This window comes from Francisella orientalis FNO12, assembly GCF_001042525.2.
In the GTDB taxonomy this organism is placed as follows: Bacteria; Pseudomonadota; Gammaproteobacteria; order Francisellales; family Francisellaceae; genus Francisella; species Francisella orientalis.
In genome coordinates this window covers 196,711-222,607 of sequence record NZ_CP011921.2, presented here as the reverse complement: position 1 = coordinate 222,607, position 25,897 = coordinate 196,711, and the positions used below count along the sequence as shown (strand labels likewise).

Below are 25,897 nucleotides of genomic sequence, written 5' to 3'. Positions count from 1 at the left end.
ATGAGAGTTATTACTATTTTTTCAAGACTTTTTAGTATATAAAAAATGCTTTTTAGATAATTATTATACTTTTCGTTTATTTTTAGCAGCTAATTCTCTTTCTTAATGTATTTCGTCAATAAAAGCGCCCCCAATCAAACTACTTGGGATAGCGAAAACGCCAATTCCCAACATAGAAACTATTACTGCTATTAACCTGCCTAAAAGTGTGATAGGAAACATATCTCCATAACCTACCGTAGTAAGAGTAATAACACCCCACCACAAAGTATTGGATATAGATGAAAAAACCTGAGGTTGAGCATCATGCTCAGCATAAAACATCCAGATACAAGATATTATCAATATTACAAAAATTAAGCAGTATGATACCAATAACTTGAGATAGATTTTTTTAAATACATTAATTAATCTATTCATAATTGCTGTATTCTGGAAAATTTTGAATACTCTTTGTAACCTCAAAACTATTAACTCATGAGAATTAATACCAAACAATGATAATATTAATGGTAAAAATATAGCTATAAAATCAATAACATTATAAAAGCCGAAAATAAAAACTAGTTTTCTACGAGCAATAATTAATCTAACAATATACTCAATAGAAAATATAGCTGAGAAAGTTATATTAATATAATTTAGATAATCAATATCACCTTAATCGATCTGAGCAATTAAAGTAAAAGAATCTATAATAACAAGAACAATTATTATACTCTGATAAATTTTTTGTAACATATGATAATTTTTCATAACTCTTTTATTAAGAGTTTAGCAAAATTTATAAGTATAGGTTAAATTTAAAATAGAAATATTTGTTAAAGATAAATATAGAAAAGGGATTATTATTCTTCGTCAGCTGATTCTTCAACTTGAGGTCTATCAACCAATTCAATGAAAGCCATAGGAGCTTTATCACCGAATCTATAACCACACTTAAGAATTCTAGTATAACCACCTGCTCTTTTAGCATAACGAGCACCAAACTCTTCAAAAAGCTTAATTACAGCAGCTTTATTTCTTAAGAAGTCGAAAGCTTGTCTTCTAAGAGCAACTGATTGTGCTTTAAACTCATTAGAATTAACATCTAATTCATTTCTTAATTTATATTCTCTTTTAGCTAATGTTACTAGAGGCTCAACTATAGTTCTTAACTCTTTAGCTTTTGGTAAAGTAGTTTTAATAAGCTCATGATTAATCAAAGATGCTGACATGTTCTTAAACATAGCTTTTCTATGACTACTAGTTCTGCCGAATTTACTACCTTTTTTAAGATGTCTCATAGTAATTACTCCTTTATAGTTAATATTATATGATTACTATATATGTTTATTTTCCTTCAACTAATTCTCTAAAATTATCAATTTGAACACCTAGAGATAAGTTGTTATCTATTAATATTTGCTTGATCTCATTTAGAGATTTTTTACCTAAATTAGGTATCTTTATAAGCTGTGATTCTGAATACTGTACTAAGTCACCTAAATACTTGATATTTTCTGCTCTCAAACAATTAGATGATCTAACAGTTAACTCTAGGTCATCAATTGGTTTAAGCAATATAGGATCAATATTAGAATCTAATAAAGCATCTCCAGTTTTACCATTGCTAGGTACTCTAAGAGATACAAATACCGATATCTGCTCACAGAAATACTTAAGAGCTTTTGTAACAGCTGCTAGTGACTCAATAGTACCATTTGTTTTCACAAATACTTCTAGAGTCTCACTAGCACCATTATCAAAGATTTCAAAAGCAACTCTTTTTATCGGATTAAAATCAGCATCAACTGCTATATCTCCAACTTTTTCAAGTTCGGTTGGTAATGCTGAAAGGATTCCAACATTTCTACCTACACTGACGGTAGCTACTAAGCTGAATTCTCTTTCATTAGTTAGAGTAGCAATAGGTTGATCCTTGTTAATTATTTCAATACCTTGAGTAGTTTTGAAATCGCCAGCAGTCACAACACCAGACTTAGTTACTGATAGCTCTAATTCTACTTTTGATACATTTTTATCAAGTTTTATTGCAACCTTCTTCAGATTAGAAACAATCTCAACAACGTCTTCTTTAACATCTTCTAAAGTCGAGTATTCATGTAGAACACCACTAATATTGACTTTAATAATAGAAGCACCTGACAATGAAGATAATAAAAATCTTCTAATAGAGTTACCAAGGATATGAGCCATACCTTTTTCTACAGGAGAAACTTGAATTTTATATCCAAAAGCCCCTAACTCTTCTTTAAGCTGTATATTAGGTACAAATTCCTGATTTGAATTATTATTACTCACTAAAAAAATCTCCTTGAAATAAGGCTATATACGAGTCTTTAAAAAAATAATAAAATATCACTTAGAGTAAAGCTCGATGATTAACTGTTCATTTATGTCTGCAGATAATTCTGATCTGTCTGGTGAAGACTTCATAGTACCTTCTAAAGAATCAGTATTAACATCAATCCAAGAAAGTTCTTTTCTATGCTTAGCAAGCTCAACAGCATTTTGAATTCTTAACTGCTTTTTAGCTTTTTCTCTAACAGCAACTACATCACCAGCTTTAACTTGAGCTGAGGGAACATTACAAGTATGTCCATTAACTAAAATACCTTTATGCACAACAAGCTGTCTAGCTTCAGCACGTGTAGCAGCAAAGCCCATTCTATAAATAACATTGTCTAACCTTGATTCTAATATTTCTAACAAAGTAGCACCAGTGTTACCTTTTCTTCTATTAGCTTCAACATAGTATTTTTTGAATTGACCTTCTAAAACACCGTACATACGACGAACTTTTTGCTTTTCTCTTAACTGTAAACCATAGTCAGATAGGCGCGCTCTTCTTGCTCCATGTTGACCTGGTGCAGTATTCATTTTACATTTTTCGTCGTTAGCTTTTACGCCACTTTTTAAAAATAAGTCTGTACCTTCTCTTCTAGAAAGTTTACATTTTGGTCCTAGATATCTAGCCATTATTAATTTCCCTTTAAAATATTAAACACGACGTTTCTTAGGAGGACGACAACCATTATGAGGTAATGGAGTCACATCTGTTATGCTTGTTACTTTTAAGTTTTTAGCATTTAAAGCTCTAACAGCAGAATCTCTACCTGAACCAGGTCCTTTTACTAAAACATCTACGTTTTTTACACCGTACTCAAGAGCCATATCAGCGGCTCTTTCAGCAGCTACCTGAGCAGCGAAAGGTGTACTTTTTCTTGAACCTCTAAAGCCACTACCACCAGAAGTAGCCCAAGATAAAGCATTACCTTGTCTATCAGTAATAGTTACTATAGTGTTATTAAAAGATGAGTAAATATGAGCAACTGCATCAGTCACTACTCTTTTTACTTTTTTCTTTGATGATCTAACAGACTTAGCCATATAATCTACCCTTTAATCTTTATAGTTATAATTGTATTACGCCTTTATTGGCTTTCTTGGACCCTTACGAGTACGTGCATTAGTCTTCGTTCTTTGTCCTCTTACAGGAAGGCTACGACGATGTCTTCTACCTATGAAGCAACCTAAGTCCATAAGTCTTTTTATGTCCATAGAAACTTCACGGCGTAAATCGCCTTCTACCGTAAACTTAGCAACTTCTGTTCTTAAAGTTTCAATCAGTTCTTCAGATAAATCTTTAATCTTAACAGTTGGATCTACTTTGCAAGATTGGCAAATTTGTTGCGCTCTTGTTTTACCTATTCCATAAATTGTAGTTAATCCTATCACTGTATGTTTATGAACAGGAATATTAACACCAGCTATACGAGCCATCTCTACTTCACTCCTAATAATTATTCTTAATTTAGTTGCCATCTGTTGCATTTTGTAACTTGCTAGGATAGCTTTTTAAAAACAAATAATCAAGCTTTATTTAATTTGCTTGATCGATTAACCTTGTCTTTGCTTATGTCTAAGGTCTGTACATATCACACGAACAACTCTATTACGTTTGATAACTTTACAGTTTCTACACATTTTTTTAACTGAAGCTCTAACTTTCATTATATTTCTCCAAAAATATTTCTCTATTTTCTCTTACCACTAAGATTTGCTTTCTTTAGTAAAGAATCATACTGTGTTGACATCATATGAGATCTAACCTGAGCCATAAAGTCCATCATTACAACTACTACAATTAGTAAAGAAGTACCGCCAAATGTAAATGATAGTCCTTGAGCAAAGAACTTAACCACAAAAATTGGCAATAAACATATTGCTGTGATGTACAGTGAACCAACCAAAGTTAGTCTAGTCATAACTGTATCAATATACTTAGCTGTTTGCTCACCAGGTCTCACACCAGAAATGTAAGCACCAGATTTTTTAAGATTATCTGCTGTTTCTTTTGGATTAAAAACCAATGAAGTATAGAAGAAACAAAAGAAAATAATTGTCGCAGCGAATACTACAGTATATACAATACTACCAGGCTGTAATAGTTCTGCAACATCAGCAAACCAATCAAGTGAATTATAGTTAGACAACCAACCAAGCAATACACCAGGCACCATAAGTATAGATGATGCAAAAATTGCTGGGATCACACCTGCCATGTTTAGTTTCAATGGCAAATGACTAGTTTGAGCAGCAAACATTTTTCTGCCCTGCTGTCTCTTAGCATAGTTTACTGTAATTTTTCTTTGAGCACTTTCCATAAATACCACAAAAGCAATTACTAGCAAAAGAAGTATCAATAGAACCCAAACAGATAAGTAAGATATTACATGTTGGTTGGCCTGTGATAGCGTATTAGAGATCTCAAATGGTAAGTTCGCAACAATACCAGAGAAGATTAGTAGTGATATTCCATTACCTACACCTCTTTCTGTAATTTGCTCACCTAACCACATCAAAAACATACTACCTGTAGTTACTGAAACAATAGTAGTTAAATAAAATAACCCCATATTGTTTGTGGTAACCAAACCATCCTGATGCAATACAAACGCAACAATACCAAATGATTGTACTATAGCCAAAGCAAGAGTTAAGTATCTTGTATATTGAGTTATTTTCTTTTGACCAGATTCGCCTTCTTTTTTCAGCTCTATAAACTTAGGATATACAGCAGAAAGCATCTGAAAAATAATAGATGCCAAAATATAAGGCATCACACCCAAAGCAAAAATACTCATTTGAGTAAGAGCACCTCCAGAGAACATATTAAACATACTCATCAAGCCACCTGTTGATGAGTGTTGATTTGATATAATCTCAACTAATTTAGTAGGATCAATATTAGGTATAGGAATATATACACCCAATCTAAATACTAATATCGCAATAACTACAAAAATTAGTCTTGATTTCAATTCACCTGTTGTACCAGAAGCACTATTATACTTTGACATATCTTAAATCTTACTCTACCTTACCACCAGCTTTTTCAATAGCTTCTTTAGCACCTTTAGTGAAAGCTATACCCTTAAGGCTAACCGCTTTTTGGATTTCTCCACTAACTATTATTTTTACTGATTTGATATCTTTTCTTATAAGAGTAGAATCTTTTAAACTATCTAATGTTACTTCTTCAAGAGCTACATTATTTAATTCATGCAACCTAATTTCAGCAACAAATCTTTTAGACGCGGAAGTAAAACCAAATTTTGGCAATCTTCTTTGTATAGGCATCTGACCGCCTTCAAAACCTACTTTATGATAGCCACCTGAACGAGCTTTTTGACCTTTATGGCCTTTACCAGAAGTTTTACCTAAACCACTTCCAATACCACGCCCTAGTCTTTTAGGAGCATTTTTAGAGCCAGCAGCAGGAGCAATTGTATTTAATTTCATATTTATACTAGCCCTCTATCTTAACCATATAATATATTTTGCTTGCCATACCACGATTCTCTGGAGTATCTAATACTTCAACAGTGTGGTTTATTTTTCTTAGGCCTAAACCTCTAGCTGATGCTATATGGTTTTCTTTACGACCAATTAGGCTTTTTACTAAAGTAACTTTAAATGTTTTAGCTTGAGTCATTTCTAATTACCCCTGAATCTCTTCAACAGATAGACCTCTTTTATCAGCGATCTCTTCTGGTGATTTAATTTTTGCTAAACCTGCAATTGTTGCTCTTACAACATTAGCTGGATTAGTTGAGCCGTATGTTTTTGCTAAAACGTTGTGTACACCAACAGCTTCAAAAACTGAACGCATAGCACCACCAGCAATAATACCAGTACCAGCAGAAGCTGGCTGCATAAATACTTTTGAAGCACCATGGTTAGACATTACAGGGTACCATAACGTATCATTATTTAAGTTAACTGATACCATGTTCTTTTTAGCGTTTTCCATAGCCTTTTGGATAGCAGCAGGTACTTCTCTCGACTTACCTCTACCCACACCAATTCTACCTTTACCATCACCTACAACAGTCAATGCGGCAAAGCTCATAATTCTACCACCCTTAACTGTCTTAGAGTGTCTTTTAACACTAACTAACTTTTCAATCAGTTCCTCGTTTTTTTTCACTTCATTAGACATAATGAATAATCATCCATATTTTATTTATTAAAACTGAAGACCATGCTCTCTAGCAGCTTCTGCTAAAGCTTTAACACGTCCATGATACTTATATCCAGATCTATCAAAAGCAACCTTAGAAATACCCTTCTCTTTACATCTATTAGCGATAATTTCACCAACGATTGCAGCAGAGTTAACATTCCCAGTATATTTACACTTCGCTTTTACATCTTTCTCTACAGTAGATGCCGCGGCTAATACAGTAGAACCATCACCAGATATTACCTGAGCATACACATGTCTAGGCGTTCTATAAACACATAGTCTAGTATGACCAAGCTCTTTTAGTTTAATTCTAGTACGCTTACTACGACTTAAACGAGCTGTTTTTTTATCCATAATTTACTATCCCTTACCTAACTACTTCTTCTTAGCTTCTTTTTTCGCTACGTATTCATCTTCATAACGAACACCTTTACCTTTATATGGTTCAGGTTTTCTATATTCTCTAATTTCAGAAGCTACTTTACCTAAAACCTCTTTATCAGCACCTTTTAGAATAATTTCTGTAGGAGCTGGAGTTTCAGCTGTTATGCCCTGAGGTAAATTATAAACAACTGGGTGTGAGAATCCTAGCGTAAGATTAAGTTCATTACCTTGAGCTTTAGCACGGTAACCAACCCCTATAATCTTAAGCTTTCTTTCAAATCCCTTGCTTACACCCTCAACCATATTGTTAAGTATAGCTCTTGCAGTACCAGACTGAGCAATAGCATTCTTACTATTATTCTTAGGTGATACAGTTGCTACTCCATCTTCAATACTAAAAGTTACATCTATAGAAAAAGTCTTATTTAAAGTCGCTTTAGTGCTCTTAACTTCAACCTGATTACCAGCAGCAACATTTATCGTAACGCCACTTGGGATAGCAACAGGTTTTTTACCTATTCTTGACATATCAAATCTCCTTGCTAACTTAAGCTACGTAGCCGATAATTTCACCACCAACACCAAGATCTCTTGCTTTTCTATCACTGACTAAACCTTTAGACGTAGAAATGATAGCAACACCAAAACCACCATATACTATTGGTAGTTCTTCATGAGACTTATAAATTCTCAAACTTGGTCTAGAAACTCTTTTTATCATTTCAATCACAGGAGCGCCAGCATGATACTTAAGCTTAATTTCAATTGAAGGATGATCAGCAGCAGTTGTACCTTTTGTACAACCTTTAATATAACCTTCGTTAACTAAAAAGTTCGCGATTTCCATTTTCATCTTAGAAAATGGTACAGAAATAACCTCTTTCTCAGCAGAAAGACCATTTCTAATTCTTGTAAACATATCCGCGATTGGATCTTGCATACTCATAACTTAAATTCCTTATTACCAACTAGCTTTTTTCAAACCAGGAACATCACCTGCCATTGCATACTCTCTAAGCTTATTACGGCATAAGCCAAACTTTCTGTATACAGCATGTGGTCTACCTGTAACCTTACATCTTCTTTGAACTCTAGAAGCTGAAGAGTTTACCGGTAACTTTTGCAGTTTAATTTGAGCTTCCCATACTTGTTCTTCAGTAGAATTTATATCAAGAATAATAGCTTTAAGCTCAGCTCTTTTTTGAGCATATTTAGCTACTAATTTTTCTCTCTTTAATTCTCTCTGAATCATTGATTTTTTTGCCATTTAAAACCCCAATTTAAATTAAGACTTAAAAGGAAAACCAAATGCTTTAAGCAAAGCTCTTCCTTGATCATCATTTTTAGCTGTAGTAGTTATCGAAATATCTAAACCTCTGATAGAGTCAATTTTGTCATAATCAATTTCAGGAAAAGAGATTTGCTCTTTTATACCTAGACTATAATTGCCTCTTCCATCAAAGGATTTAGCACTTAAACCCCTAAAATCTCTAATTCTAGGAATAGCAATTGTTATAAGTCTATCTAAAAATTCGTACATACGCTCACCACGTAAAGTAACTTTAGCGCCTATCGGCCATCCGTCACGAATTTTGAAACCAGCAATCGATTTCTTAGACATAGTAACAACTGGTTTTTGACCAGCAATAGCTGTCAAATCATTTAACGCAAAAGTCATTATTTTTTTGTCTTTCGCAGCATCACCAACACCCATATTAAGAGTAATTTTCTTAATAGAAGGCACTTCCATTATATTATCTAGATTTAGCTCAGACTTTAACTTAGCTACAAGCTCTTTTTGATAATAATCTTTTAATCTTGCCATAAAAACTTAGTCCTATAAGTCTATAAGTTCGCCATTAGATTTAAAGTAGCGAACCTTTTTCTCATCAACAAACTTATAACCCACTCTATCTGCTTTCTCAGTAGCAGGGTTAAAGATAGCAACGTTAGAAGCGTCAACAGGAAATTCTTTTTCAACAACCCCACCTTCTACACCTCTATTAGGGTTAGGCTTAACATGTTTTTTAACAATATTAATACCTTCCACCAAAACTAAAGAACCGCCCTTAGCGAATGACTTAACAACGCCTCTACGACCCTTATCTTTACCAGCGATAACTATTACATCATCACCTTTTTTTAATCTATTCATTATCTACACCTCAATAAATATGACTATAGTACTTCTGGTGCTAAAGATACGATCTTCATGAACTTTTCCGTACGTAATTCTCTAGTAACAGGACCAAAGATACGAGTTCCTATAGGTTGACCATTATTGTTTAGAAGCACAGCTGCATTATCATCGAATCTGACTTTAGAACCATCTTTTCTACGCACACCTTTAGCAGTTCTTACAACAACAGCATTATATACAGATCCTTTTTTAGCTTTACCTCTTGGAGCAGCTTCTTTCACAGTAACTTTTATAACATCTCCTATAGATGCATATCTACGGTGTGAACCACCCAAAACTTTAATACATTCAACTCTCTTAGCGCCACTATTATCAGCAACTTGAAGTTCTGTTTGCATTTGAATCATACAAATAACCCTTAATTATTATTATACAGGACTGCTGTGTATTTTGCAGTCCGATAAATATACCAATAAACTATAATAAAATCAAATTTATTATTTTTCTCTATTGATAATATCAACTAGACACCATTTCTTAGTTTTTGAATATGGTCTAGTTTCTTTGAATTTGATAACATCACCTTCTTTACATTCATTATTTTCATCATGAACATAGTATTTTGTTGTTTTTTTAACAAACTTACCATATAAAGGGTGCTTAACATATCTTTCAGCTTTTACAACTACAGTTTTATCCATAGCTACGCTAGAAACTTTACCTTCTAACAATCTAATTTTATCGCTCATCTTCAAGGCACCTATTTATTCTTTTCTGATATTATTGTATTTATACGAGCAATATCTCTTTTAGCACTTTTGAACAAGTGATTTTTCTTTAATTGCCCTGTACCCTTCTGCATACGAAGAGAAAATAACTGTTGCAATAACTCTATTTTCACTTCTTGTAATTGGTCAATACTTTTATCTCTAAAATCTTTTAAAGTATCATTTCTTTTCATTACATCACCTGCTTTTCAACAAAAGTTGTCTGCACTGGCATTTTAGCTGCCGCTCTAGCAAAAGCTTCACGCGCTAGTTCTTCTTTTACACCAGTAATTTCATATAGTACACGACCCGGCTGAATTTGAGCAACCCAATATTCAACTGAACCCTTACCTTTACCCATACGAACTTCAAGAGGCTTTTGAGTAATCGGCTTATCAGGGAAGATCCTAATCCAAACTTTACCACCACGCTTGATATGACGGCTGATCGCTCTTCTTCCTGCCTCAATTTGTCTAGCAGTAATCCTACCTCTAGATGTCGCTTGTAGACCAAACTCACCAAAGCTTACCTTGTTACCTCTGTGAGCCAAGCCTCTATTACGCAACTTCTGCTGTTTACGAAACTTTGTACGCTTAGGCTGTAGCATTATTTAGCTCCTTTTTTATTATTTTTCTGATTCATTTGACCAGGAAGAACTTCACCCTTATAGATCCAAACTTTAACACCTATAATACCATAAGTAGTTAAAGCTTTTGATGTTGCATAATCCACATCTGCTCTAAAAGTTTGTAGCGGAACTCTACCATCTCTAGCCCACTCAGAACGAGCAATCTCAGCACCACCTAAACGGCCGCTTACCATTATCTTGATACCTTTAGCACCAGATTTCATAGCAGCCTGCATAGCTTTTTTCATAGCTCTTCTGAACATTACTCTTTTTTCTAGCTGCTGAGCTACGCTATCTGCCACTAACTTAGCATCGATTTCTGGCTTACGCACTTCTTCGATATTAATTTGAACAGGTACACCCATCAACTTATTAACATCAGCACGTAACTTCTCAACATCCTCACCTTTCTTACCAATTACAATACCAGGTCTTGCTGTATGAATTGTAATCTTAGCATTTTGAGCAGGTCTCTCAATCTGGATTTTACTAACTGCAGCTGCTGCAAGCTTTTTATGCAAAAACTCTCTAACCTTGATATCTTCATTAAGCTTAGTAGCGTAGTCAGAAGAGTCAGCATACCAAGTTGAATTATGCTCTTTTACTATGCCTAATCGAATTCCATTAGGATTTACTTTTTGACCCATTTTTACTACACCTCTTAATTTTTCTCAGCAACTTTCACGGTAATATGTGAAGTTCTCTTTAAAATACGATTACCTCGACCTTTTGCTCTAGCTTCAAAACGCTTCATAGTAGGACCTTCGTCAACAAATACAGTTGAAACAAATAAAGAATCGACATCCATACCATCATTATGCTCTGCATTAGCGATTGCTGAACTTAAAACCTCTTTAAATAACACTGCTGCTTTCTTATTGCTAAAAGTCAAAAGATTAATAGCTTTTTCTACAGGTAAACCCCTGATTTGATCAGCGACCAATCTACATTTTTGAGCTGAGATTCTTGCAAATTTTAATTTAGCTTGTACTTCCATGTATCCTAACCCCAACTATTTCTTCTTAGCTTTTTTATCAGCTGCATGACCACGGTAGTTACGAGTAACAGCAAACTCACCTAATTTATGACCTACCATTTCCTCAGTCATAAGAACAGGCACATGCTGCTGACCGTTATGTACAGCTATAGTTAAACCTATCATATTTGGCACAATCAATGATCTTCTTGACCATGTTTTGATTGGCTTTTTAGAATTACTTTCTTGCGCTTCAAAAACCTTCTTTAAAAGATGATGATCTACAAAAGGTCCTTTTTTTAATGAACGAGGCACAACTTTCTCCCTAATTACTTACGTTTTTGAACAATCAACTTATTAGAACGCTTATTTTTACGCGTCTTATAACCTTTAGTTAGGATACCCCATGGTGTAACTGGATGTCTACCACCAGATGTACGACCCTCACCACCACCATGTGGATGATCTACCGGGTTCATAGCCACACCTCTAACAGTAGGTCTTATACCTCTCCAGCGCTTAGCACCAGCTTTACCTAAAGACTTCAAGTTGTGCTCAGAATTAGAAACAACACCAATAACCGCTCTACAATCTAAAAGTACTCTTCTCATCTCACCTGATCTTAGACGAATAATTGCGTAAGCATTATCCTTACCAACCAACTGAGCAAAAGTACCAGCACTTCTAATCATTTGCGCACCTTTTTTAGGCTTCATTTCGATATTATGAATAACAGTACCTAGAGGAATATTTCTCAAAGGCATACAGTTACCAACTGCAACATCTACTTTTTCACCTGAAACAACAGACATATCCTTCTTTAGACCTTTAGGAGCAATGATATATCTTCTCTCACCATCAGCATACAATACTAATGCGATATTTGCACTACGGTTAGGATCGTACTCGATTCTCTCAACCTTAGCTACGATATCATCTTTATTTCTCTTAAAGTCAACAATACGATAATACTGCTTATGTCCGCCACCTTGATGACGAACTGTAATTCTACCAGTATTATTTCTACCAGCTTTACTTTTCTTAACCTCTACTAAACCTTTGAATGGCTTACCTGTATGTAATTCTGTATTCTTTACGCTCACTACATGGCGACGGCCAGGTGAAGTAGGTTTAGCTTTTTTTATTTCAATCATGATTATAAACCTTCTTTAAGTTACTCTGCACCAACAAAATTGATGTCATGTCCTTCAGCAAGTTTTACATAAGCCTTTTTCCATGCTTTTGTTCTACCCTCAACACGACCAAATCTACGCGCTTTACCCTTAACGTTAAGGATATTCACAGACTCAACTTTTACCTCAAAAAGCTTCTCTACAGCACTTTTCACATCCTGCTTAGTTGCGGTTCTAGCTACTTCGAATACTATAGTTGAATTAGCATCTGAAAGACCATAAGTTTTATCAGAAATGTGAGGTCTAACAACAGTTTTTAATAATTTTTCTTGAGAATTCATACTAGCTTCTCCTCTATTTCCTTGATAGCTTGCTCAGTGAAAACTACATTTTCAAAACAAACCAAAGAAACTGGATTAATTTCCACAGAATCACATACTGCTACATTCTTAAGGTTTCTAGAAGATAAGTATAAATTTTCATTAAACTCTTCCACACCAACAACAAAAAGAACGTCTTTAACGCCTAAAGAATCAACTATTGATTTGAATTCTTTTGTTTTAGGAGTTTCTAATTTCAATGATTCAACCACAGTCATTCTATCTGATCTTACAAGCTCAGATAATATAGATTTAACTGCACCTGAGTACATTTTACGATTTACTTTTTGCTTATAGCTTTTAGGCTTAGCTGAAAATGTAACACCTCCCTTTCTGAAGATAGGCGAACGGATAGTACCTGCTCTTGCTCTACCCGTACCTTTTTGTCTCCAAGGCTTAGCTCCACCACCAGACACTTCTGATCTAGTTTTTTGAGCCTTAGTACCTTGACGAGCGCCTGCCATATAAGCAACAACAACCTGATGAATCAGAGATTCATTATAGTCCGCTGCAAAAACTCCGTCTGCAACACCTACTACACCAGCCTCTGAACCAGCTAAAGATTTAATATTTAAGTCCACAACAACTCTCCGGTATAATTAATATTTATCTACTAACTTTTAACAGCTGGAGTAACGACAATATCTCCACCAACTGAACCTGGAATACCACCTTTCAAAAGCAATAAACCATTTTCCGCATCCACTCTCAGCACTTCAAGTGACTGAATAGTAACATTCTCGCTACCTAAGTGACCAGCCATCTTTTTGTTCTTAAACACCCTACCTGGAGTCTGATTTTGACCAGTAGAACCATGAACTCTATGAGAAAGAGAGTTACCATGAGTAGCATCTTGCGTAGCAAAGTTGTGACGCTTAACACCACCTTGGAAACCTTTACCTTTAGACACACCTCTAACATCAACCTTCTGGCCTGCTTCGAAAATTGTAGCATCTATAGACGCACCAATTTCATACTCAGAAGCGTTATCAATAGCAAACTCCCACAAACCTCTACCAGGCTCAACACCAGCTTTCGCATAATGGCCTGCTGTAGGTTTGTTTACATTAGAACGCTTTTTAAAACCAGTAGTTACTTGGACAGCATTATATCCATCTGTTTCAGTAGTTTTAACTTGAGTAACTTTATTAGCCTCAACTTGAACAACTGTTACAGGAATAGAAACACCATCTTCAGTAAATATACGAGTCATACCACATTTGCGACCAACTAATCCTAAAGACATTATTATATCCTCTATTATTATTATATTAACTTCGCGATTACGATTGACCGCGAAGACCTAATTGATACTATTTTTGAAAAGTTTTCAAAAAAAGTAACGTATATACTAGCTTAAACTGATCTGAACATCAACACCTGATGCTAAATCTAGCTTCATTAGAGCATCGACAGTTTTATCTGTAGGCTCTACAATATCAATCAATCTCTTATGAGTTCTGATTTCATATTGATCTCTTGCTTTTTTGTTTACGTGCGGAGAAATAAGAATTGTAAACTTCTCTTTACGAACCGGTAAGGGGATTGGCCCTTTAACTTGCGCCCCTGTTTTCTTAGCTGTATCAACAATTTCTTGAGTAGAAATATCGATAAGCTTATGATCAAAGGCTTTCAATCTAATTCTGATACGCTGATTATTTATAGCCATTTTAAATTTATCCTTTTAATTATGAGTTACGTGATTTGATGATTTCATCTGCAATATTGTTTGGCACTTCTGCATACTTCTTAAATTCCATAGAGAAAGATGCTCTACCTTGACTCATAGAACGAACGTTAGTAGCATAACCAAACATTTCAGCAAGAGGAACTAGAGCACTAACCACTCTACCACTTGGATTCTCATCCATACCTTCGATTATACCTCTTCTTCTGTTAAGATCACCCATGACATCACCAAGATAATCCTCTGGAGTCACAACCTCAACCTTCATGATCGGCTCAAGTATACAAGCGTTAGCTTTCTTTGTACCTTCTTTAAGAGCCATAGAGCCAGCAATTTTAAATGCCATCTCAGATGAGTCAACATCATGGTACGAACCATCAAATAGAGTAGCCTTAACACCAATCATAGGATATCCAGCCAACACACCATTAGTCATTTGCTCTTCGATACCTTTAGCAACAGGACCAATAAATTCTTTAGGTATCACACCACCAACAATCTCATCAACGAACTCAAATATTTTTTCTTCGCCAGCATCATTAGTAGAGACCTCTAAAGGCTCAAACTTAACCACAACATGACCATACTGACCACGACCGCCCGACTGACGAACAAACTTACTATTTTGCTCAACAGTTCCGCGAATAGTCTCTCTATAAGCAACCTGTGGGTTACCTACATTAGCTTCAACCTTAAACTCACGTCTCATACGATCAACAATAATATCTAAGTGAAGCTCACCCATACCAGAAATAATTGTTTGACCCGACTCTTCATCAGTCTTAACTCTGAAAGACGGATCCTCTGCAGCTAACTTACCTAAAGCTATAGACATTTTTTCTTGGTCTGCTTTAGTTTTTGGCTCAACAGCAACAGAAATTACTGGCTCTGGGAAATCCATTCTCTCAAGAATTACTGACTTATCAAGATCACAAAGAGTATCACCTGTAGTTACATCCTTAAGACCGATACAAGCAGCAATATCGCCAGCACGAACTTCCTTAATCTCTTCACGCTTATTCGCGTGCATCTGTACGATACGACCTACACGCTCTTTTTTACCTTTAACAGGATTATATACAGCATCACCAGACTTAAGCACACCAGAGTAAATACGAATAAACGTTAAGTTACCCACAAACGGGTCTGTAGCGAGTTTAAATGCCAAAGCTGCAAATGGCTCATCATCAGATGAAGATCTAGAAGCTGGTTCGCCATCTTCAGTCTCACACTTAATAGCAGGAACTTGGTTTGGAGCAGGCAAGTAATCAACAACACCATCAAGAACCGCTTGAACACCCTTGTTCTTAAATGCAGAACCACAGAATGCTAAAACAATCTCATTCGCAAGAACTCTAGTACGTAAACCTTGCTTAATCTCCTCATTAGAGAGCTCACCTTCTTCAAGATACTTATCCATTAGCTCTTCAGAAGCTTCAGCTGCTGCTTCCATCATCTCCATACGAAGTTCTTCAGCTCTATCTTGAAGTTCAACTGGAATTTCAACAAGATCGTAAGTAAGACCTTGATCTACCTCATTCCACATAATTGCCTTCATTCTAATAAGATCTACAACTCCTTTGAAGTCTTCTTCTGCTCCAATATTCAACTGAACAGGAACAACATTAGCCTTAAGACGAGTTCTGATTTGGCCACAAACTCTCTCAAAGTCAGCACCTGATCTGTCCATCTTGTTTACAAATACAATTCTTGGAACACCATATTTGTTAGCTTGGCGCCATACAGTTTCTGACTGAGGCTCAACACCTGATGAACCACAGAACACAACAACCGCACCATCTAGTACACGAAGAGAACGCTCTACTTCAATAGTGAAGTCAACGTGACCCGGAGTATCAATAATGTTTATATGATGCTTTTCAAACTGCTGATCCATACCAGACCAGAAAGTAGTTGTCGCAGCAGAAGTAATTGTAATACCTCTCTCCTGCTCTTGCTCCATCCAGTCCATAGTAGCTGCACCATCATGTACCTCACCGATCTTATGAGATAACCCTGTATAGAAAAGGATACGCTCTGTAGTTGTTGTTTTACCAGCATCAACGTGAGCACAGATACCAATATTTCTATATTTTTCTAAAGCTGTATTACGAGGCATTTCTAATCTCCTATTACCATCTAAAGTGAGCAAATGCTTTGTTAGCTTCAGCCATCTTATGAGTATCTTCTCTTTTCTTGACAGCAGCGCCTCTACCCTCTATAGCTTCTAGAATCTCCGCAGCAACTCTATCACTCATAGTACTTTCTTTTCTCTTACGCGCAGCATCTATAATCCATCTCATACCTAAAGTTTGACGACGCTCTGGTCTAACTTCTACAGGAACTTGGTATGTAGCACCACCAACACGGCGTGACTTAACTTCTACCATAGGACTAACACTATCTAAAGCCTTTTCAAAAACTTCAACTTCATTAGCAGAAGCATCTTTAGCTTTAATCTTATCAAACGCACCATATACAATCTTTTCTGCAACAGATTTTTTACCATCTAGCATAATATGGTTTACAAACTTAGCAACAACCTGACTCTTAAACTTAGGATCAGGTAGAATATCTCTTTTAGGAGCTCTATTTCTTCTAGACATTTTTACACCTTCTTCAAATGTTAAACTTTAAACACAAATTAAGACTTAGGACGCTTAGTACCATACTTTGAACGACCGTGCTTACGATTATTAACACCTGAAGTATCTAAAGCACCCCTAACAATGTGGTAACGCACACCTGGCAAATCTTTAACCCTACCACCTCTAATAAGCACAACACTATGCTCTTGCAGGTTATGACCTTCACCACCGATGTAGCTTGTCACCTCAAATCCACTCGTTAATCTTACACGAGCCACTTTTCTAAGTGCTGAGTTAGGCTTCTTAGGAGTTGTAGTATACACTCTTGTACACACACCTCTTCTTTGAGGACACGCCTTTAACGCAGGAACCTTAGACTTAACAACCGATCTCTTGCGAGGGTTGTTCACCAACTGATTTATAGTTGCCATTAGTTATTATTCTCCGTTTTTATCAGTTTTTTTTGATTTAAATAGTTTCAAATGCTAAGCACTGGTAGTACCTATGCAAAAATAGCATTAGACAGACATAATAACAAAAAAGCAAAAAAAAGAAAAGAAAAAGTATTATTTATGAGAACTACCAAAAACGGATTTAAATGCAACATAAAGATAATTACACATAGAATAAACAGTAAGAATCACCGCCACGTAAAGCATCAAAAAGCCCAAAAGAATAAACCAAGTATTAAAACTAGAGCAATCTAACGAATATCTAAAATCTATTGCGGGCTTAATTAAGAATATAAAAAGTGCTGCCATCTGAGCCGTAGTTTTGACCTTACCCCATATACCAACCTTAACAACACTTCGCTGCCCAAGCTCAGCCATCCACTCTCGCAATGCAGAAACAACAATCTCTCTACAAATCATCACAATTGCTGGAATAGTTGCCCACCAGTATGGATACATTTCAATAAATAAACAAAGAGCCATAGCAACAATCAATTTATCAGCAACAGGATCTAAAAAAGCACCCAACTTACTTGTCTGCTCCCACTTGCGCGCTAAATATCCATCCAACCAATCAGTAGCTGCACCCAATAAAAACAATGTAGCCGCAATACCATGATGATGAGGAAATTCAAAATAATAACACACCACTATAAAAGGAATTAAGGTCAAGCGACCAAAAGTCAAAATATTAGGGATATTAAAAAACATAATAACTAAACCCCAGTATGTCCGAACCCTCCAGCAGCCCTAATAGTCTGCTGAGAAAACTCCTCTACAACATCAAATCTTGCTTGAACCACAGGAACAATCACAAGTTGAGCAAATCTCATCAAAGGCTCGATCTCTACAACCTCTTGAGAGCGATTAAAACAAGACACTATCAACTCTCCTTGATAGTCAGAGTCAATAAGACCAGTACCATTACCCAGCACCAAGCCTTTTTTATGCCCTAAACCAGATCTTGGTAAGATCATTGCTGCATAGTTTGGATTTGCTATATTGATAGCAACTCCAGTACCTATCAGCTTACATTCACCAGGATTTAAAAACTCTACTTGTGATATACACGCCCTAAGATCGACGGCCGCTGAGCCTTCTGTACCATACATAGGTATTTCTTTAACAATCTCTCTATTCAAAATCTTCAATTCTATATTCAAAATAAATCCCCTATATAACAAACACGCCAGCCAAATAACCAAGAGTCACGAAAATAGGCAGTGCAGGCATATAACCATCCAACCTATCAAGCACCCCACCATGACCTGGCAATATATTTCCACTATCCTTAACTCCCGCGATACGCTTCACCATACTCTCAAAAACATCTCCAATAGCAGATAAAGCAGCCACTAAAGCAGAAATAACAACCATTGATAAATATTCAAAAATATCCAAATTCATAAACAACAGAAATATTACAGCGATCACCACCGCACAAACCATCCCTCCTAATAAACCCTCGATAGTTTTATTTGGACTTAATCGCGGAAGCATCTTACGCTTACCAATAGCATTACCTGTAAAATATGCCCCGCTATCAACACCTGCAACAACCAATATAAACATAAATATCCACGCAACCGAATTACTATGAAGCACATATAACGATGCTGCAAATGGAGAAATTGCAAATAAACCAAGTATCAACATCTCATTAACAGATAACGCATCAAATTTTTGACGCTCATATCCGCTAAGTCTATAAATCGCATATAGCCAAAATATAGGGAAAACATACTGAATATAAACAAAGAACTCTGAAACAACAAACAGCACTATCATAAATATCACAAGATAATTTATTGTCTCTTGTTGACCAACCTTTGTAAACTTAAGCCATTCATATGCTGAAAGCATAGCAACTAAAAATACCCCAACACCAAAAAGATAGTCATTTGCATACACAAGTCCTGCAAAAACAAAAACTACCAACAATATCCCTGTTATTATCCTTTCCTTCATACATTCCTCTTTTAAAGTTGTTCGCCACTCTTGCCAAACCTTCTCTGGCGCGAGTAAAAATATTCTTCTGCTTTCCGAAACTCCGACTTTGTAAACTCAGGCCACATAACATTAGTAAAATACATCTCAGCGTAAGATAACTGCCACAGCATAAAATCACTTAATCTAACCTCTCCACTAGTTCGAATAAGTAAATCCACCGGCATATCACCTGCAATTGTATAACTGCCAAAATTATCTTCTGATATATCATTCAATGCTATCTTACCACTATCTATCTCCGCAACAATAGACTTCACAGCGTGAACAATATCCCACCGCCCAGCATAATCAACTGCTAGTCTAAGCTGAAGTCCCGTATTACCCTCAGTAACCGACTCGCAACGCTCAATCATTTGCACAAGCTTATCTGATAATCTACTCCTATCTCCAATAACTTTTAAAACAACATTGTTTTCATGTAATTTTGGAGTTTTATCTTTCAAAGTTTTATAAAAAAGATCCATCAAATCAGAAACTTCTTTAGCTGGCCTAAGCCAATTATCTCGACCAAATGCAAAAAGAGTCAACATTTGAATATTACGCTCAACACAGTACTCTATAGAAGCATCTACACTAGATATCGAATTCCTGTGACCAAATATTCTTGGCTTTAGCTTACTTTTAGCCCAGCGCCCATTACCATCCATTATTATAGCAACATGCTTGAGAGCATTTTCCTTAGCCAAGCTCATAATGAGTAAATATAAAGTTTAAACTAGATAAATAATAAGAAAGAATAAAGAGAAATACAAGTTTTATTAAGAAATCTAATAATTAGACCTCCATTAGATCTTGTTCTTTTTTAACAGCAAGAGCATCTGCCTGAGCGATCATCTTATCTGTAATTTTCTGAATATTATCTTCTGCTCTTTTAGCTTCATCTTCTGTTATCTCTTTTTCTTTAAGAAGCTCTTTGATGTCGCTATTAGCATCACGGCGTATATTTCTGATAGAAACTCTACCACTCTCAGTCTCAGACTTAACAAGTTTAACAAGCTCTTTTCTACGTTCTTCATTCAGCGCAGGCATAGGAACTCTCAAGCTATCACCTAAGTTAGTTGGATTAAGACCCAAGTCAGAAGTTATTATAGCTTTCTCAATCTTACCTGCAAGACCCTTCTCCCAAGGAGTAATACCTAGCGTTCTAGCATCAAGAACAATGACATTAGCTACTTGAGTAATTGGCGTAGCAGAACCATAATAATCTATAGTTACATGAGCTAAAATATCAGGATGAACTCTTCCAGTTCTAATTTTAGCTAAATCATCAGCTAAAACCTCTAATGTTTTACTCATTCTATTTTCAGCATCTTTTAGAATATCGTTTATCATAAAAACTATTCCTTTTAAAAAAATTAGTTAGTCTAAAGTAACCCAAGTACCATGCTTTGAATCAATAACAGCGTCAACCAAAGCATTCGGCTGAGTCAAATCAAATACATATATTGGAATACCAAAGTCTCTACACTGGGTAAATGCTCCCAAGTCCATCACACTCAACTCTTTACTAACCACCTCTGAAAAAGTAACTTTATCAAAGCGCTTAGCATCTAGGTATTTATTTGGATCTTTATCATACACACCATCTACAGTTGTAGCCTTTAACAAGGCATCTGCACCAATCTCCACCGCTCTAAGGCTAGCTGTAGTATCAGTTGTAACAAATGGATTACCAGTACCACCTGCAAATATCAAGACCTTGCCTTTTAAAAGCTCTTGATTAAATTCATGCGCACTAGCAACTCTTAACAAACCATCAATACCTTTTGCCGAAAAAGCCTCAGTTTTGACACCTTCGCTAATAAGCATATCACGAAGAGCCAAAGCATTAATCATAGTAGCAATCATACCCATAGAATCTGCAGTAGCTCTTCTAATTTTATCACCAAAGTTAGCTCTGCCGCCACGAAGGATATTACCACCACCAACGACTATCGCTAGCTCAACACCTGAGTTAACGAGTGTTTTGATTTGATTTATGATAGGTGCAGCAGACTCAACATTTATACCGAAACCCTGATCTGCCGATAAAGACTCTCCACTTAACTTAAGAAGAACTCTCTTAAGCTCAGGAGCATTTTGAGAACATTCTAACGAATCATTAGACATATATTAACCTTTGATTTGGCTCATCACCTCTGCTGCGAAATCTTCTTCTTTCTTCTCGATACCTTCACCAACATCTAGACGGATAAAGCTAACTACTTTAGCCCCCTTGTCTTTAACAAGCTTTTCAACTTTGATGCTAGGATCTTTGACGAAATCTTGACCTAAAAGAGCAACTTCATCTAAGAACTTACGAATTCTACCAACAATCATTTTCTCAATAATTTCAGCAGGCTTACCACTTTCTTTTGCTTGAGCCGTGAAAATTTCTTTCTCTTTTGCCACTACATCAGCAGGAACCTCATCACCAGATACAACCATAGGATTAACAGCTGCTACGTGCATTGCAACATCTTTAGCAAGCTCTTCATCGCCACCCTCTAGAGCAGCAACAACACCTATCTTACCACCATGAATATAAGCACCCAAAGTATTAGCCGCTACAGTCTCAACTCTACGAACCTGAATGTTCTCACCGATTTTAGCAATTAGTAATTTACGTGCTTCTTCAACAGTTTCACCAGTTGAAGTTTTAGCAGCTAAAACTTCTTCGATAGTCTCTGCTTTTGCTGCGTGAGCTGCTTTTACAGCTTCTTGAGCAAACTTCTTGAAAGTCTCATCTCTAGCAACAAAGTCTGTCTCTGAGTTGATTTCAAGCAAAACAGCTCTACCATCAGCAGCATAAACTTCGATAACTCCTTCAGCTGCAACACGTGAAGCTTTTTTGTCAGCTTTTGCTTGTCCAGAAATTCTCATTTCTTCAGCAGCTTTTTCAATATCACCAGCAGCTACAACAAGAGCTTTTTTACACTCCATCATCCCAGCACCAGTTCTTTCTCTAAGTTCCTTTACTAATTTAGCAGAAATATTTGACATTGTTTTATCCTTGTTTGTTTCTTATGCTTCTGTAGTTTCTTCAGCTTTTGCTTCCACTGCTCTGTCTAAACCTTGAGCATCAATAACAGCATCTGCAAATTTCTTCATATAGAAAGATATTGATTTAACAGCATCATCATTACCAGGGATGATGTAATCAATACCTTCTGGGTTTGAGTTAGTATCTACGATAGATACAACTTTGATACCTAATTTTTGAGCTTCTTGAATAGCAATATGCTCTTTGTTACTGTCGATAACAACGATAGCATCAGGTAAGCCACCCATCTTTTTGATTCCACCAAGAACCTTTTCTAGCTTCTCGATAGTTCTGATATTTTGAAGCATTTCTTTCTTAGTTAATGAATCTAAAGTACCATCTTCTTTCATCTTCTCTAACTGAGCAAGTCTTTTGATAGATTGTCTAACAGTTTTGTAGTTAGTAAGCATACCACCTAACCATCTATAGCTTACAAATGGCATACCACATCTTTTAGCTTCTGCTTCTATGATATCTTGCGCTTGTCTTTTTGTACCAACAAAAAGAACTTTACCACCGTTAGCTACAGTTTTACCAACAAAGTTAACTGCCTCTTGAAAAAGAGAAACTGTTTTCTCAAGGTTTATAATATGTACACCATGGTTAATACCAAAGATGTATTCTTTCATTTGAGGGTTCCAGAAAGCTTTTTTGTGTCCGAAGTGAACACCAGCAGATAACATTTCTTTCATTAAAGACATTTTGATTTTCCTTATTTGGGTTATATCTAGTATCTTAGTTATGCCAAATATCCCTAACAGACACCCTTTGACACAACTTCTAACTTTGAAGATACATGATTTATTAATTAAACATTAGCCCATATATAATACAAGCCGTAAAATTTTATCACATTTAATTTATAAATTACAAAAGGTATTTTATATTTATTTAAAATGCTAAAATGTCCCAAAATAAATTAAAAACAGAGATCAAAAATGATTTCATTAATCGTTGCTTATGATAAAAATCTTGGTATAGGTAAAGAAAATACTCTAGCATGGAAGCTTTCTGAGGATCTAAAAAACTTCAAAAAGATAACTGAGAATAACTATATCGTAATGGGTAGAAAAACCTTTGAATCAATTGGTCGCCCCCTCCCTAACCGTAAAAATATTATCCTAACTAGAGATAAAGATTATAAGCAGGATAAGTGTTTAATAATCAATAGTGTTCAAGAAATTCTGGACTTCGCGCAATCAAAACCGCATTATGAGATTTTTATAATTGGTGGCGCACAAATTTACAAAGAGTTTCTAGGATATGCTGACAGGCTATACGTAACCGAAGTAAATACAAAAATGGCTGATCTTGATACCTTCTTTTCTCAATGGAATAAGTCCCAATTCAAAAGGATTGGCTTTAGAGAATACGATAAAGATGATAAAAACCAGTTTGACTTCGCGTTTAGCGTATATGAAAAAACCTATATCTAATCTTCCGCAAATAAAGCTGTCGATAAATACCTCTCAGCACTAGATGCAAAGATAACTACTATAAATTTGTTCTCATTCTCAGTACGTTGCGCTATCTCAATTGGAGCCTTCAACGCTGCACCGGATAAAATACCAGCCGGCACACCTTCTTCACGCGCCACTAAACGAGCATACGCCAAAGCATCCTCATCACTGACTGTAACAATATCATCGATTATGGATGTATTTAGAATCTCAGGTATAAATCCAGCACCTATCCCTTGAATTTTATGTGGACCAGATTTACCACCAGATAAAACAGGACTAGACACAAGTTCTACTGCTACCGCCTTAAAACTAGATTTTTTGTGCTTGAGGGCTTCAGCAACACCTGTAATAGTACCACCTGTACATACACCTGCAACTAGAATATCCACCTTACCATCGGTATCTTGCCAGATTTCTAAGGCTGTTGAGTTCCTATGCACTTCTGGATTAGCAGGATTAGTAAATTGACCCGATATAACACTATCTTTTAATTATTTTAATAAATTATTGGCTTTAATGATCGCTCCGGTCATACCCTCTGCCACTGGGTTTAAGATAAGCTTGGCTCCAAAGTGTTGTATTAACTTTCGTCTTTCAATCGATACAGTCTCTGGCATGGTAATGATCAGATCATAGCCCTTTGCAGCAGCAATAAATGATAGTCCAATCCCAGTATTGCCCGATGTTGGTTCTATCAAAGTTGTAATACCAAGCTTTATATCACCAGCCTTTTCAGTATTTTCCATAAGATTTAGAGCCACTCTATCCTTAACAGAAGACAGCGGATTAAAGAACTCCAATTTGGCAACTAACTTAGCTTTTAAACCAAATAACTTCTCTATTTTATGCAATCTCAACAATGGCGATCAATAGTTTCAGCAAAATTGTTACATATATTCATATCCATAACCTTTTATATTCATACAATAACCCGGTGCCGTTTTATCTTATTTTAATAGCCAAAACATTGGTTTTATAATAGTATAGTAAAATCAAAACAACGCTTTGGAGTCTTATGATTAAACTAATACGATACTATCAACAACAAGACCCCGCTGCACCAAGCATCCTTGAAACAATATTTGCATATCCTGGACTACACGCAATATTACTTCACAGACCTGCAAATCTACTATGGCACTGTAAATTGAAATTTTTAGGTAGATTATTATCACACATCACGCGTTTTTTAACAGGAGTCGAAATACATCCTGGAGCAACTATCGGCTCATACTGTTTCATTGATCATGGTATGGGATTGTAATTGGTGAAACAGCAGTAGTTGGAAATTATGTATCTCTGTATCATGGTGTAACACTTAGGTCATCTGGAAATCCAAAGCTCAGACATACAAAACGTCACCCAACAGTTGAAGATGAAGTAATAATCGGAGCTGGAACTAAAATTTTAGGTAATATAACTATCGGTAAACACTGTCGAGTATCACCAAATAGTGTATTAATGGAAAGTATGGAGCCGTATACCACTGCCTTACCTATACAAATAAAGATAGTTCACCAATTAACTCAAAAAAATTAATTCAGCCATGTGAAATAAATAGAACAAACATCCCTTGCTGACATAAAAAATCAACTTAAGGTGGCTTTTAAATTTGGCATCCCGTAGGGGATTCGAACCCCTGTTGCCGCCGTGAAAGGGCGGTGTCCTAGGCCTCTAGACGAACGGGACTTAAGACTTTTAATCACTATCTTCAGCAATATGATGTGTATTA

Annotated in this window: 43 protein-coding genes, 1 tRNA gene and 1 pseudogene; 3 read left to right on the top strand and 42 right to left on the bottom strand. The window is 35.8% G+C overall.

Annotation, left to right across the window (positions count from 1 at the left end; genetic code table 11):
- Window positions 1–102: 102 nt before the first annotated feature.
- The 40 genes from FNO12_RS01240 to rpsB form a co-directional block, all read right to left on the bottom strand.
- Window positions 103–597 (bottom strand): potassium channel family protein, encoded by a 495-nt coding sequence (locus FNO12_RS01240; protein ID WP_231138696.1) that lies wholly within the window; start codon window positions 595–597, stop codon window positions 103–105.
- Window positions 598–848: 251 nt separating this feature from the next.
- The gene (gene rplQ, locus FNO12_RS01235; protein WP_014714352.1) at window positions 849–1,286 is read right to left on the bottom strand and encodes a 50S ribosomal protein L17; all 438 of its coding nucleotides are present in this window, start codon (window positions 1,284–1,286) and stop codon (window positions 849–851) included.
- A gap of 46 nt (window positions 1,287–1,332) precedes the next feature.
- Window positions 1,333–2,304, bottom strand: a complete 972-nt coding sequence (locus FNO12_RS01230) for a DNA-directed RNA polymerase subunit alpha (protein ID WP_014714351.1) — start codon at window positions 2,302–2,304, stop codon at window positions 1,333–1,335.
- A gap of 57 nt (window positions 2,305–2,361) precedes the next feature.
- A complete protein-coding gene (gene rpsD / locus FNO12_RS01225; RefSeq protein ID WP_014714350.1) occupies window positions 2,362–2,982 on the bottom strand; it encodes a 30S ribosomal protein S4 in 621 nt (206 codons plus the stop codon).
- 21 nt (window positions 2,983–3,003) lie between these two features.
- Window positions 3,004–3,393, bottom strand: coding sequence for a 30S ribosomal protein S11 (gene rpsK / locus FNO12_RS01220; protein WP_003021583.1), 390 nt, complete (start codon window positions 3,391–3,393; stop codon window positions 3,004–3,006).
- 36 nt (window positions 3,394–3,429) lie between these two features.
- Window positions 3,430–3,786 carry a 30S ribosomal protein S13 gene (gene rpsM / locus FNO12_RS01215; protein ID WP_014714349.1) on the bottom strand — a complete coding sequence of 119 codons (357 nt, stop codon included), beginning with the start codon at window positions 3,784–3,786 and terminating at the stop codon, window positions 3,430–3,432.
- A 117-nt stretch (window positions 3,787–3,903) separates the two neighbouring features.
- Window positions 3,904–4,017 (bottom strand): 50S ribosomal protein L36, encoded by a 114-nt coding sequence (gene rpmJ / locus FNO12_RS01210; protein ID WP_014714348.1) that lies wholly within the window; start codon window positions 4,015–4,017, stop codon window positions 3,904–3,906.
- Between the two features lie 23 nt (window positions 4,018–4,040).
- Window positions 4,041–5,366 (bottom strand): preprotein translocase subunit SecY, encoded by a 1,326-nt coding sequence (secY, locus tag FNO12_RS01205; RefSeq protein ID WP_014714347.1) that lies wholly within the window; start codon window positions 5,364–5,366, stop codon window positions 4,041–4,043.
- Between the two features lie 10 nt (window positions 5,367–5,376).
- Window positions 5,377–5,808: a 50S ribosomal protein L15 gene (rplO, locus tag FNO12_RS01200; RefSeq protein WP_014714346.1), complete on the bottom strand. Its 432-nt coding sequence runs from the start codon at window positions 5,806–5,808 to the stop codon at window positions 5,377–5,379.
- A 7-nt stretch (window positions 5,809–5,815) separates the two neighbouring features.
- A complete protein-coding gene (gene rpmD, locus FNO12_RS01195; RefSeq protein WP_014714345.1) occupies window positions 5,816–6,001 on the bottom strand; it encodes a 50S ribosomal protein L30 in 186 nt (61 codons plus the stop codon).
- A gap of 6 nt (window positions 6,002–6,007) precedes the next feature.
- The gene (rpsE, locus tag FNO12_RS01190) at window positions 6,008–6,508 is read right to left on the bottom strand and encodes a 30S ribosomal protein S5 (RefSeq protein WP_014714344.1); all 501 of its coding nucleotides are present in this window, start codon (window positions 6,506–6,508) and stop codon (window positions 6,008–6,010) included.
- Window positions 6,509–6,535: 27 nt separating this feature from the next.
- Window positions 6,536–6,889, bottom strand: a complete 354-nt coding sequence (gene rplR / locus FNO12_RS01185) for a 50S ribosomal protein L18 (protein ID WP_014714343.1) — start codon at window positions 6,887–6,889, stop codon at window positions 6,536–6,538.
- 21 nt (window positions 6,890–6,910) lie between these two features.
- Window positions 6,911–7,447 carry a 50S ribosomal protein L6 gene (gene rplF / locus FNO12_RS01180; protein ID WP_014714342.1) on the bottom strand — a complete coding sequence of 179 codons (537 nt, stop codon included), beginning with the start codon at window positions 7,445–7,447 and terminating at the stop codon, window positions 6,911–6,913.
- Window positions 7,448–7,466: 19 nt separating this feature from the next.
- Entirely contained in the window at window positions 7,467–7,865 is a 399-nt protein-coding gene (gene rpsH / locus FNO12_RS01175) for a 30S ribosomal protein S8 (protein WP_014714341.1), read from the bottom strand.
- A 15-nt stretch (window positions 7,866–7,880) separates the two neighbouring features.
- Window positions 7,881–8,186 carry a 30S ribosomal protein S14 gene (gene rpsN / locus FNO12_RS01170; protein WP_004286604.1) on the bottom strand — a complete coding sequence of 102 codons (306 nt, stop codon included), beginning with the start codon at window positions 8,184–8,186 and terminating at the stop codon, window positions 7,881–7,883.
- Window positions 8,187–8,204: 18 nt separating this feature from the next.
- Complete coding sequence (rplE, locus tag FNO12_RS01165) at window positions 8,205–8,744, bottom strand: 50S ribosomal protein L5 (RefSeq protein ID WP_014714340.1); 540 nt, start codon at window positions 8,742–8,744, stop codon at window positions 8,205–8,207.
- A 12-nt stretch (window positions 8,745–8,756) separates the two neighbouring features.
- Complete coding sequence (gene rplX, locus FNO12_RS01160; protein WP_014714339.1) at window positions 8,757–9,074, bottom strand: 50S ribosomal protein L24; 318 nt, start codon at window positions 9,072–9,074, stop codon at window positions 8,757–8,759.
- Between the two features lie 23 nt (window positions 9,075–9,097).
- Entirely contained in the window at window positions 9,098–9,466 is a 369-nt protein-coding gene (gene rplN / locus FNO12_RS01155; protein ID WP_014714338.1) for a 50S ribosomal protein L14, read from the bottom strand.
- A 90-nt stretch (window positions 9,467–9,556) separates the two neighbouring features.
- Window positions 9,557–9,808: a 30S ribosomal protein S17 gene (gene rpsQ, locus FNO12_RS01150; RefSeq protein WP_014714337.1), complete on the bottom strand. Its 252-nt coding sequence runs from the start codon at window positions 9,806–9,808 to the stop codon at window positions 9,557–9,559.
- Between the two features lie 11 nt (window positions 9,809–9,819).
- A complete protein-coding gene (gene rpmC, locus FNO12_RS01145; RefSeq protein ID WP_014714336.1) occupies window positions 9,820–10,020 on the bottom strand; it encodes a 50S ribosomal protein L29 in 201 nt (66 codons plus the stop codon).
- Window positions 10,020–10,433, bottom strand: a complete 414-nt coding sequence (gene rplP / locus FNO12_RS01140; protein WP_014714335.1) for a 50S ribosomal protein L16 — start codon at window positions 10,431–10,433, stop codon at window positions 10,020–10,022. Before rplP ends, rpmC begins: the two co-directional genes overlap by 1 nt.
- Window positions 10,433–11,101 (bottom strand): 30S ribosomal protein S3, encoded by a 669-nt coding sequence (gene rpsC, locus FNO12_RS01135; RefSeq protein WP_014714334.1) that lies wholly within the window; start codon window positions 11,099–11,101, stop codon window positions 10,433–10,435. The genes rplP and rpsC overlap by 1 nt, the downstream gene beginning before the upstream one ends.
- A 14-nt stretch (window positions 11,102–11,115) precedes the next feature.
- Window positions 11,116–11,451, bottom strand: coding sequence for a 50S ribosomal protein L22 (rplV, locus tag FNO12_RS01130; RefSeq protein ID WP_014714333.1), 336 nt, complete (start codon window positions 11,449–11,451; stop codon window positions 11,116–11,118).
- 15 nt (window positions 11,452–11,466) lie between these two features.
- Entirely contained in the window at window positions 11,467–11,745 is a 279-nt protein-coding gene (rpsS, locus tag FNO12_RS01125; protein WP_014714332.1) for a 30S ribosomal protein S19, read from the bottom strand.
- Between the two features lie 14 nt (window positions 11,746–11,759).
- Window positions 11,760–12,584 (bottom strand): 50S ribosomal protein L2, encoded by an 825-nt coding sequence (rplB, locus tag FNO12_RS01120; RefSeq protein ID WP_014714331.1) that lies wholly within the window; start codon window positions 12,582–12,584, stop codon window positions 11,760–11,762.
- A gap of 20 nt (window positions 12,585–12,604) precedes the next feature.
- The gene (gene rplW / locus FNO12_RS01115; protein WP_014714330.1) at window positions 12,605–12,904 is read right to left on the bottom strand and encodes a 50S ribosomal protein L23; all 300 of its coding nucleotides are present in this window, start codon (window positions 12,902–12,904) and stop codon (window positions 12,605–12,607) included.
- Window positions 12,901–13,524: a 50S ribosomal protein L4 gene (gene rplD / locus FNO12_RS01110; protein ID WP_014714329.1), complete on the bottom strand. Its 624-nt coding sequence runs from the start codon at window positions 13,522–13,524 to the stop codon at window positions 12,901–12,903. The genes rplW and rplD overlap by 4 nt, the downstream gene beginning before the upstream one ends.
- A 32-nt stretch (window positions 13,525–13,556) precedes the next feature.
- Window positions 13,557–14,189: a 50S ribosomal protein L3 gene (gene rplC / locus FNO12_RS01105; RefSeq protein ID WP_014714328.1), complete on the bottom strand. Its 633-nt coding sequence runs from the start codon at window positions 14,187–14,189 to the stop codon at window positions 13,557–13,559.
- A gap of 105 nt (window positions 14,190–14,294) precedes the next feature.
- The gene (gene rpsJ / locus FNO12_RS01100) at window positions 14,295–14,612 is read right to left on the bottom strand and encodes a 30S ribosomal protein S10 (RefSeq protein WP_004286618.1); all 318 of its coding nucleotides are present in this window, start codon (window positions 14,610–14,612) and stop codon (window positions 14,295–14,297) included.
- A 19-nt stretch (window positions 14,613–14,631) separates the two neighbouring features.
- A complete protein-coding gene (fusA, locus tag FNO12_RS01095; protein WP_014714327.1) occupies window positions 14,632–16,749 on the bottom strand; it encodes an elongation factor G in 2,118 nt (705 codons plus the stop codon).
- A 13-nt stretch (window positions 16,750–16,762) separates the two neighbouring features.
- Window positions 16,763–17,236: a 30S ribosomal protein S7 gene (gene rpsG / locus FNO12_RS01090; RefSeq protein ID WP_014714326.1), complete on the bottom strand. Its 474-nt coding sequence runs from the start codon at window positions 17,234–17,236 to the stop codon at window positions 16,763–16,765.
- Between the two features lie 38 nt (window positions 17,237–17,274).
- A complete protein-coding gene (gene rpsL, locus FNO12_RS01085; RefSeq protein ID WP_003035357.1) occupies window positions 17,275–17,649 on the bottom strand; it encodes a 30S ribosomal protein S12 in 375 nt (124 codons plus the stop codon).
- A 135-nt stretch (window positions 17,650–17,784) separates the two neighbouring features.
- On the bottom strand, window positions 17,785–18,381 hold the full coding sequence (gene pgsA / locus FNO12_RS01080) for a CDP-diacylglycerol--glycerol-3-phosphate 3-phosphatidyltransferase (protein WP_014714325.1): 597 nt from the start codon (window positions 18,379–18,381) through the stop codon (window positions 17,785–17,787).
- 5 nt (window positions 18,382–18,386) lie between these two features.
- Complete coding sequence (gene dut / locus FNO12_RS01075; RefSeq protein ID WP_014714324.1) at window positions 18,387–18,833, bottom strand: dUTP diphosphatase; 447 nt, start codon at window positions 18,831–18,833, stop codon at window positions 18,387–18,389.
- Window positions 18,834–18,843: 10 nt separating this feature from the next.
- Entirely contained in the window at window positions 18,844–19,638 is a 795-nt protein-coding gene (locus tag FNO12_RS01070) for a phosphatidate cytidylyltransferase (protein ID WP_014714323.1), read from the bottom strand.
- 11 nt (window positions 19,639–19,649) lie between these two features.
- Window positions 19,650–20,372, bottom strand: a complete 723-nt coding sequence (gene uppS / locus FNO12_RS01065) for a polyprenyl diphosphate synthase (protein ID WP_030003328.1) — start codon at window positions 20,370–20,372, stop codon at window positions 19,650–19,652.
- Window positions 20,373–20,454: 82 nt separating this feature from the next.
- Entirely contained in the window at window positions 20,455–21,012 is a 558-nt protein-coding gene (gene frr / locus FNO12_RS01060; protein ID WP_014714321.1) for a ribosome recycling factor, read from the bottom strand.
- 27 nt (window positions 21,013–21,039) lie between these two features.
- Complete coding sequence (pyrH, locus tag FNO12_RS01055; RefSeq protein WP_014714320.1) at window positions 21,040–21,789, bottom strand: UMP kinase; 750 nt, start codon at window positions 21,787–21,789, stop codon at window positions 21,040–21,042.
- Window positions 21,790–21,792: 3 nt separating this feature from the next.
- Window positions 21,793–22,662 (bottom strand): translation elongation factor Ts, encoded by an 870-nt coding sequence (gene tsf, locus FNO12_RS01050; protein WP_014714319.1) that lies wholly within the window; start codon window positions 22,660–22,662, stop codon window positions 21,793–21,795.
- A 21-nt stretch (window positions 22,663–22,683) separates the two neighbouring features.
- On the bottom strand, window positions 22,684–23,403 hold the full coding sequence (gene rpsB, locus FNO12_RS01045) for a 30S ribosomal protein S2 (RefSeq protein ID WP_014714318.1): 720 nt from the start codon (window positions 23,401–23,403) through the stop codon (window positions 22,684–22,686).
- A gap of 237 nt (window positions 23,404–23,640) precedes the next feature.
- Here rpsB and FNO12_RS01040 point away from each other — a divergent pair, with 237 nt between their 5' ends.
- On the top strand, window positions 23,641–24,138 hold the full coding sequence (locus tag FNO12_RS01040) for a dihydrofolate reductase (protein ID WP_014714317.1): 498 nt from the start codon (window positions 23,641–23,643) through the stop codon (window positions 24,136–24,138).
- On the opposite strand, the pseudogene cysK reads toward FNO12_RS01040, so the two are convergent.
- A pseudogene (gene cysK / locus FNO12_RS01035) lies at window positions 24,135–25,016 on the bottom strand (cysteine synthase A). The gene FNO12_RS01040 and the pseudogene cysK sit on opposite strands and share 4 nt — an antisense overlap.
- A 164-nt stretch (window positions 25,017–25,180) precedes the next feature.
- Between cysK and FNO12_RS09950 the strand changes: the two are divergent.
- Both FNO12_RS09950 and FNO12_RS11440 read left to right on the top strand, forming a co-directional pair.
- Window positions 25,181–25,429 (top strand): serine O-acetyltransferase, encoded by a 249-nt coding sequence (locus tag FNO12_RS09950; protein WP_231138663.1) that lies wholly within the window; start codon window positions 25,181–25,183, stop codon window positions 25,427–25,429.
- Window positions 25,423–25,704 carry a serine O-acetyltransferase gene (locus FNO12_RS11440; protein ID WP_306668690.1) on the top strand — a complete coding sequence of 94 codons (282 nt, stop codon included), beginning with the start codon at window positions 25,423–25,425 and terminating at the stop codon, window positions 25,702–25,704. The genes FNO12_RS09950 and FNO12_RS11440 overlap by 7 nt, the downstream gene beginning before the upstream one ends.
- A gap of 74 nt (window positions 25,705–25,778) precedes the next feature.
- Here the strand turns inward: FNO12_RS11440 and FNO12_RS01025 are convergent.
- Window positions 25,779–25,854: transfer RNA gene (locus tag FNO12_RS01025), tRNA-Glu, on the bottom strand.
- Window positions 25,855–25,897: the final 43 nt, after the last annotated feature.

Excerpts from the sequence above, each read along its gene's own strand:
- rplQ (WP_014714352.1), bottom strand. The coding sequence starts at position 1,286 with ATGAGACATCTTAAAAAAGGTAGTAAATTCGGCAGAACTAGTAGTCAT.
- rpsD (WP_014714350.1), bottom strand. The coding sequence starts at position 2,982 with ATGGCTAGATATCTAGGACCAAAATGTAAACTTTCTAGAAGAGAAGGT.
- rpsK (WP_003021583.1), bottom strand. The coding sequence starts at position 3,393 with ATGGCTAAGTCTGTTAGATCATCAAAGAAAAAAGTAAAAAGAGTAGTG.
- rpsM (WP_014714349.1), bottom strand. The coding sequence starts at position 3,786 with ATGGCTCGTATAGCTGGTGTTAATATTCCTGTTCATAAACATACAGTG.
- rpmJ (WP_014714348.1), bottom strand. The coding sequence starts at position 4,017 with ATGAAAGTTAGAGCTTCAGTTAAAAAAATGTGTAGAAACTGTAAAGTT.
- secY (WP_014714347.1), bottom strand. The coding sequence starts at position 5,366 with ATGTCAAAGTATAATAGTGCTTCTGGTACAACAGGTGAATTGAAATCA.
- rplO (WP_014714346.1), bottom strand. The coding sequence starts at position 5,808 with ATGAAATTAAATACAATTGCTCCTGCTGCTGGCTCTAAAAATGCTCCT.
- rpmD (WP_014714345.1), bottom strand. The coding sequence starts at position 6,001 with ATGACTCAAGCTAAAACATTTAAAGTTACTTTAGTAAAAAGCCTAATT.
- rpsE (WP_014714344.1), bottom strand. The coding sequence starts at position 6,508 with ATGTCTAATGAAGTGAAAAAAAACGAGGAACTGATTGAAAAGTTAGTT.
- rplR (WP_014714343.1), bottom strand. The coding sequence starts at position 6,889 with ATGGATAAAAAAACAGCTCGTTTAAGTCGTAGTAAGCGTACTAGAATT.
- rplF (WP_014714342.1), bottom strand. The coding sequence starts at position 7,447 with ATGTCAAGAATAGGTAAAAAACCTGTTGCTATCCCAAGTGGCGTTACG.
- rpsH (WP_014714341.1), bottom strand. The coding sequence starts at position 7,865 with ATGAGTATGCAAGATCCAATCGCGGATATGTTTACAAGAATTAGAAAT.
- rpsN (WP_004286604.1), bottom strand. The coding sequence starts at position 8,186 with ATGGCAAAAAAATCAATGATTCAGAGAGAATTAAAGAGAGAAAAATTA.
- rplE (WP_014714340.1), bottom strand. The coding sequence starts at position 8,744 with ATGGCAAGATTAAAAGATTATTATCAAAAAGAGCTTGTAGCTAAGTTA.
- rplX (WP_014714339.1), bottom strand. The coding sequence starts at position 9,074 with ATGAATAGATTAAAAAAAGGTGATGATGTAATAGTTATCGCTGGTAAA.
- rplN (WP_014714338.1), bottom strand. The coding sequence starts at position 9,466 with ATGATTCAAATGCAAACAGAACTTCAAGTTGCTGATAATAGTGGCGCT.
- rpsQ (WP_014714337.1), bottom strand. The coding sequence starts at position 9,808 with ATGAGCGATAAAATTAGATTGTTAGAAGGTAAAGTTTCTAGCGTAGCT.
- rpmC (WP_014714336.1), bottom strand. The coding sequence starts at position 10,020 with ATGAAAAGAAATGATACTTTAAAAGATTTTAGAGATAAAAGTATTGAC.
- rplP (WP_014714335.1), bottom strand. The coding sequence starts at position 10,433 with ATGCTACAGCCTAAGCGTACAAAGTTTCGTAAACAGCAGAAGTTGCGT.
- rpsC (WP_014714334.1), bottom strand. The coding sequence starts at position 11,101 with ATGGGTCAAAAAGTAAATCCTAATGGAATTCGATTAGGCATAGTAAAA.
- rplV (WP_014714333.1), bottom strand. The coding sequence starts at position 11,451 with ATGGAAGTACAAGCTAAATTAAAATTTGCAAGAATCTCAGCTCAAAAA.
- rplB (WP_014714331.1), bottom strand. The coding sequence starts at position 12,584 with ATGATTGAAATAAAAAAAGCTAAACCTACTTCACCTGGCCGTCGCCAT.
- rplW (WP_014714330.1), bottom strand. The coding sequence starts at position 12,904 with ATGAATTCTCAAGAAAAATTATTAAAAACTGTTGTTAGACCTCACATT.
- rplC (WP_014714328.1), bottom strand. The coding sequence starts at position 14,189 with ATGTCTTTAGGATTAGTTGGTCGCAAATGTGGTATGACTCGTATATTT.
- rpsJ (WP_004286618.1), bottom strand. The coding sequence starts at position 14,612 with ATGGCTATAAATAATCAGCGTATCAGAATTAGATTGAAAGCCTTTGAT.
- fusA (WP_014714327.1), bottom strand. The coding sequence starts at position 16,749 with ATGCCTCGTAATACAGCTTTAGAAAAATATAGAAATATTGGTATCTGT.
- rpsG (WP_014714326.1), bottom strand. The coding sequence starts at position 17,236 with ATGTCTAGAAGAAATAGAGCTCCTAAAAGAGATATTCTACCTGATCCT.
- rpsL (WP_003035357.1), bottom strand. The coding sequence starts at position 17,649 with ATGGCAACTATAAATCAGTTGGTGAACAACCCTCGCAAGAGATCGGTT.
- pgsA (WP_014714325.1), bottom strand. The coding sequence starts at position 18,381 with ATGTTTTTTAATATCCCTAATATTTTGACTTTTGGTCGCTTGACCTTA.
- FNO12_RS01070 (WP_014714323.1), bottom strand. The coding sequence starts at position 19,638 with ATGAAGGAAAGGATAATAACAGGGATATTGTTGGTAGTTTTTGTTTTT.
- uppS (WP_030003328.1), bottom strand. The coding sequence starts at position 20,372 with ATGAGCTTGGCTAAGGAAAATGCTCTCAAGCATGTTGCTATAATAATG.
- frr (WP_014714321.1), bottom strand. The coding sequence starts at position 21,012 with ATGATAAACGATATTCTAAAAGATGCTGAAAATAGAATGAGTAAAACA.
- pyrH (WP_014714320.1), bottom strand. The coding sequence starts at position 21,789 with ATGTCTAATGATTCGTTAGAATGTTCTCAAAATGCTCCTGAGCTTAAG.
- tsf (WP_014714319.1), bottom strand. The coding sequence starts at position 22,662 with ATGTCAAATATTTCTGCTAAATTAGTAAAGGAACTTAGAGAAAGAACT.
- rpsB (WP_014714318.1), bottom strand. The coding sequence starts at position 23,403 with ATGTCTTTAATGAAAGAAATGTTATCTGCTGGTGTTCACTTCGGACAC.
- FNO12_RS01040 (WP_014714317.1), top strand. The coding sequence starts at position 23,641 with ATGATTTCATTAATCGTTGCTTATGATAAAAATCTTGGTATAGGTAAA.
- FNO12_RS09950 (WP_231138663.1), top strand. The coding sequence starts at position 25,181 with ATGATTAAACTAATACGATACTATCAACAACAAGACCCCGCTGCACCA.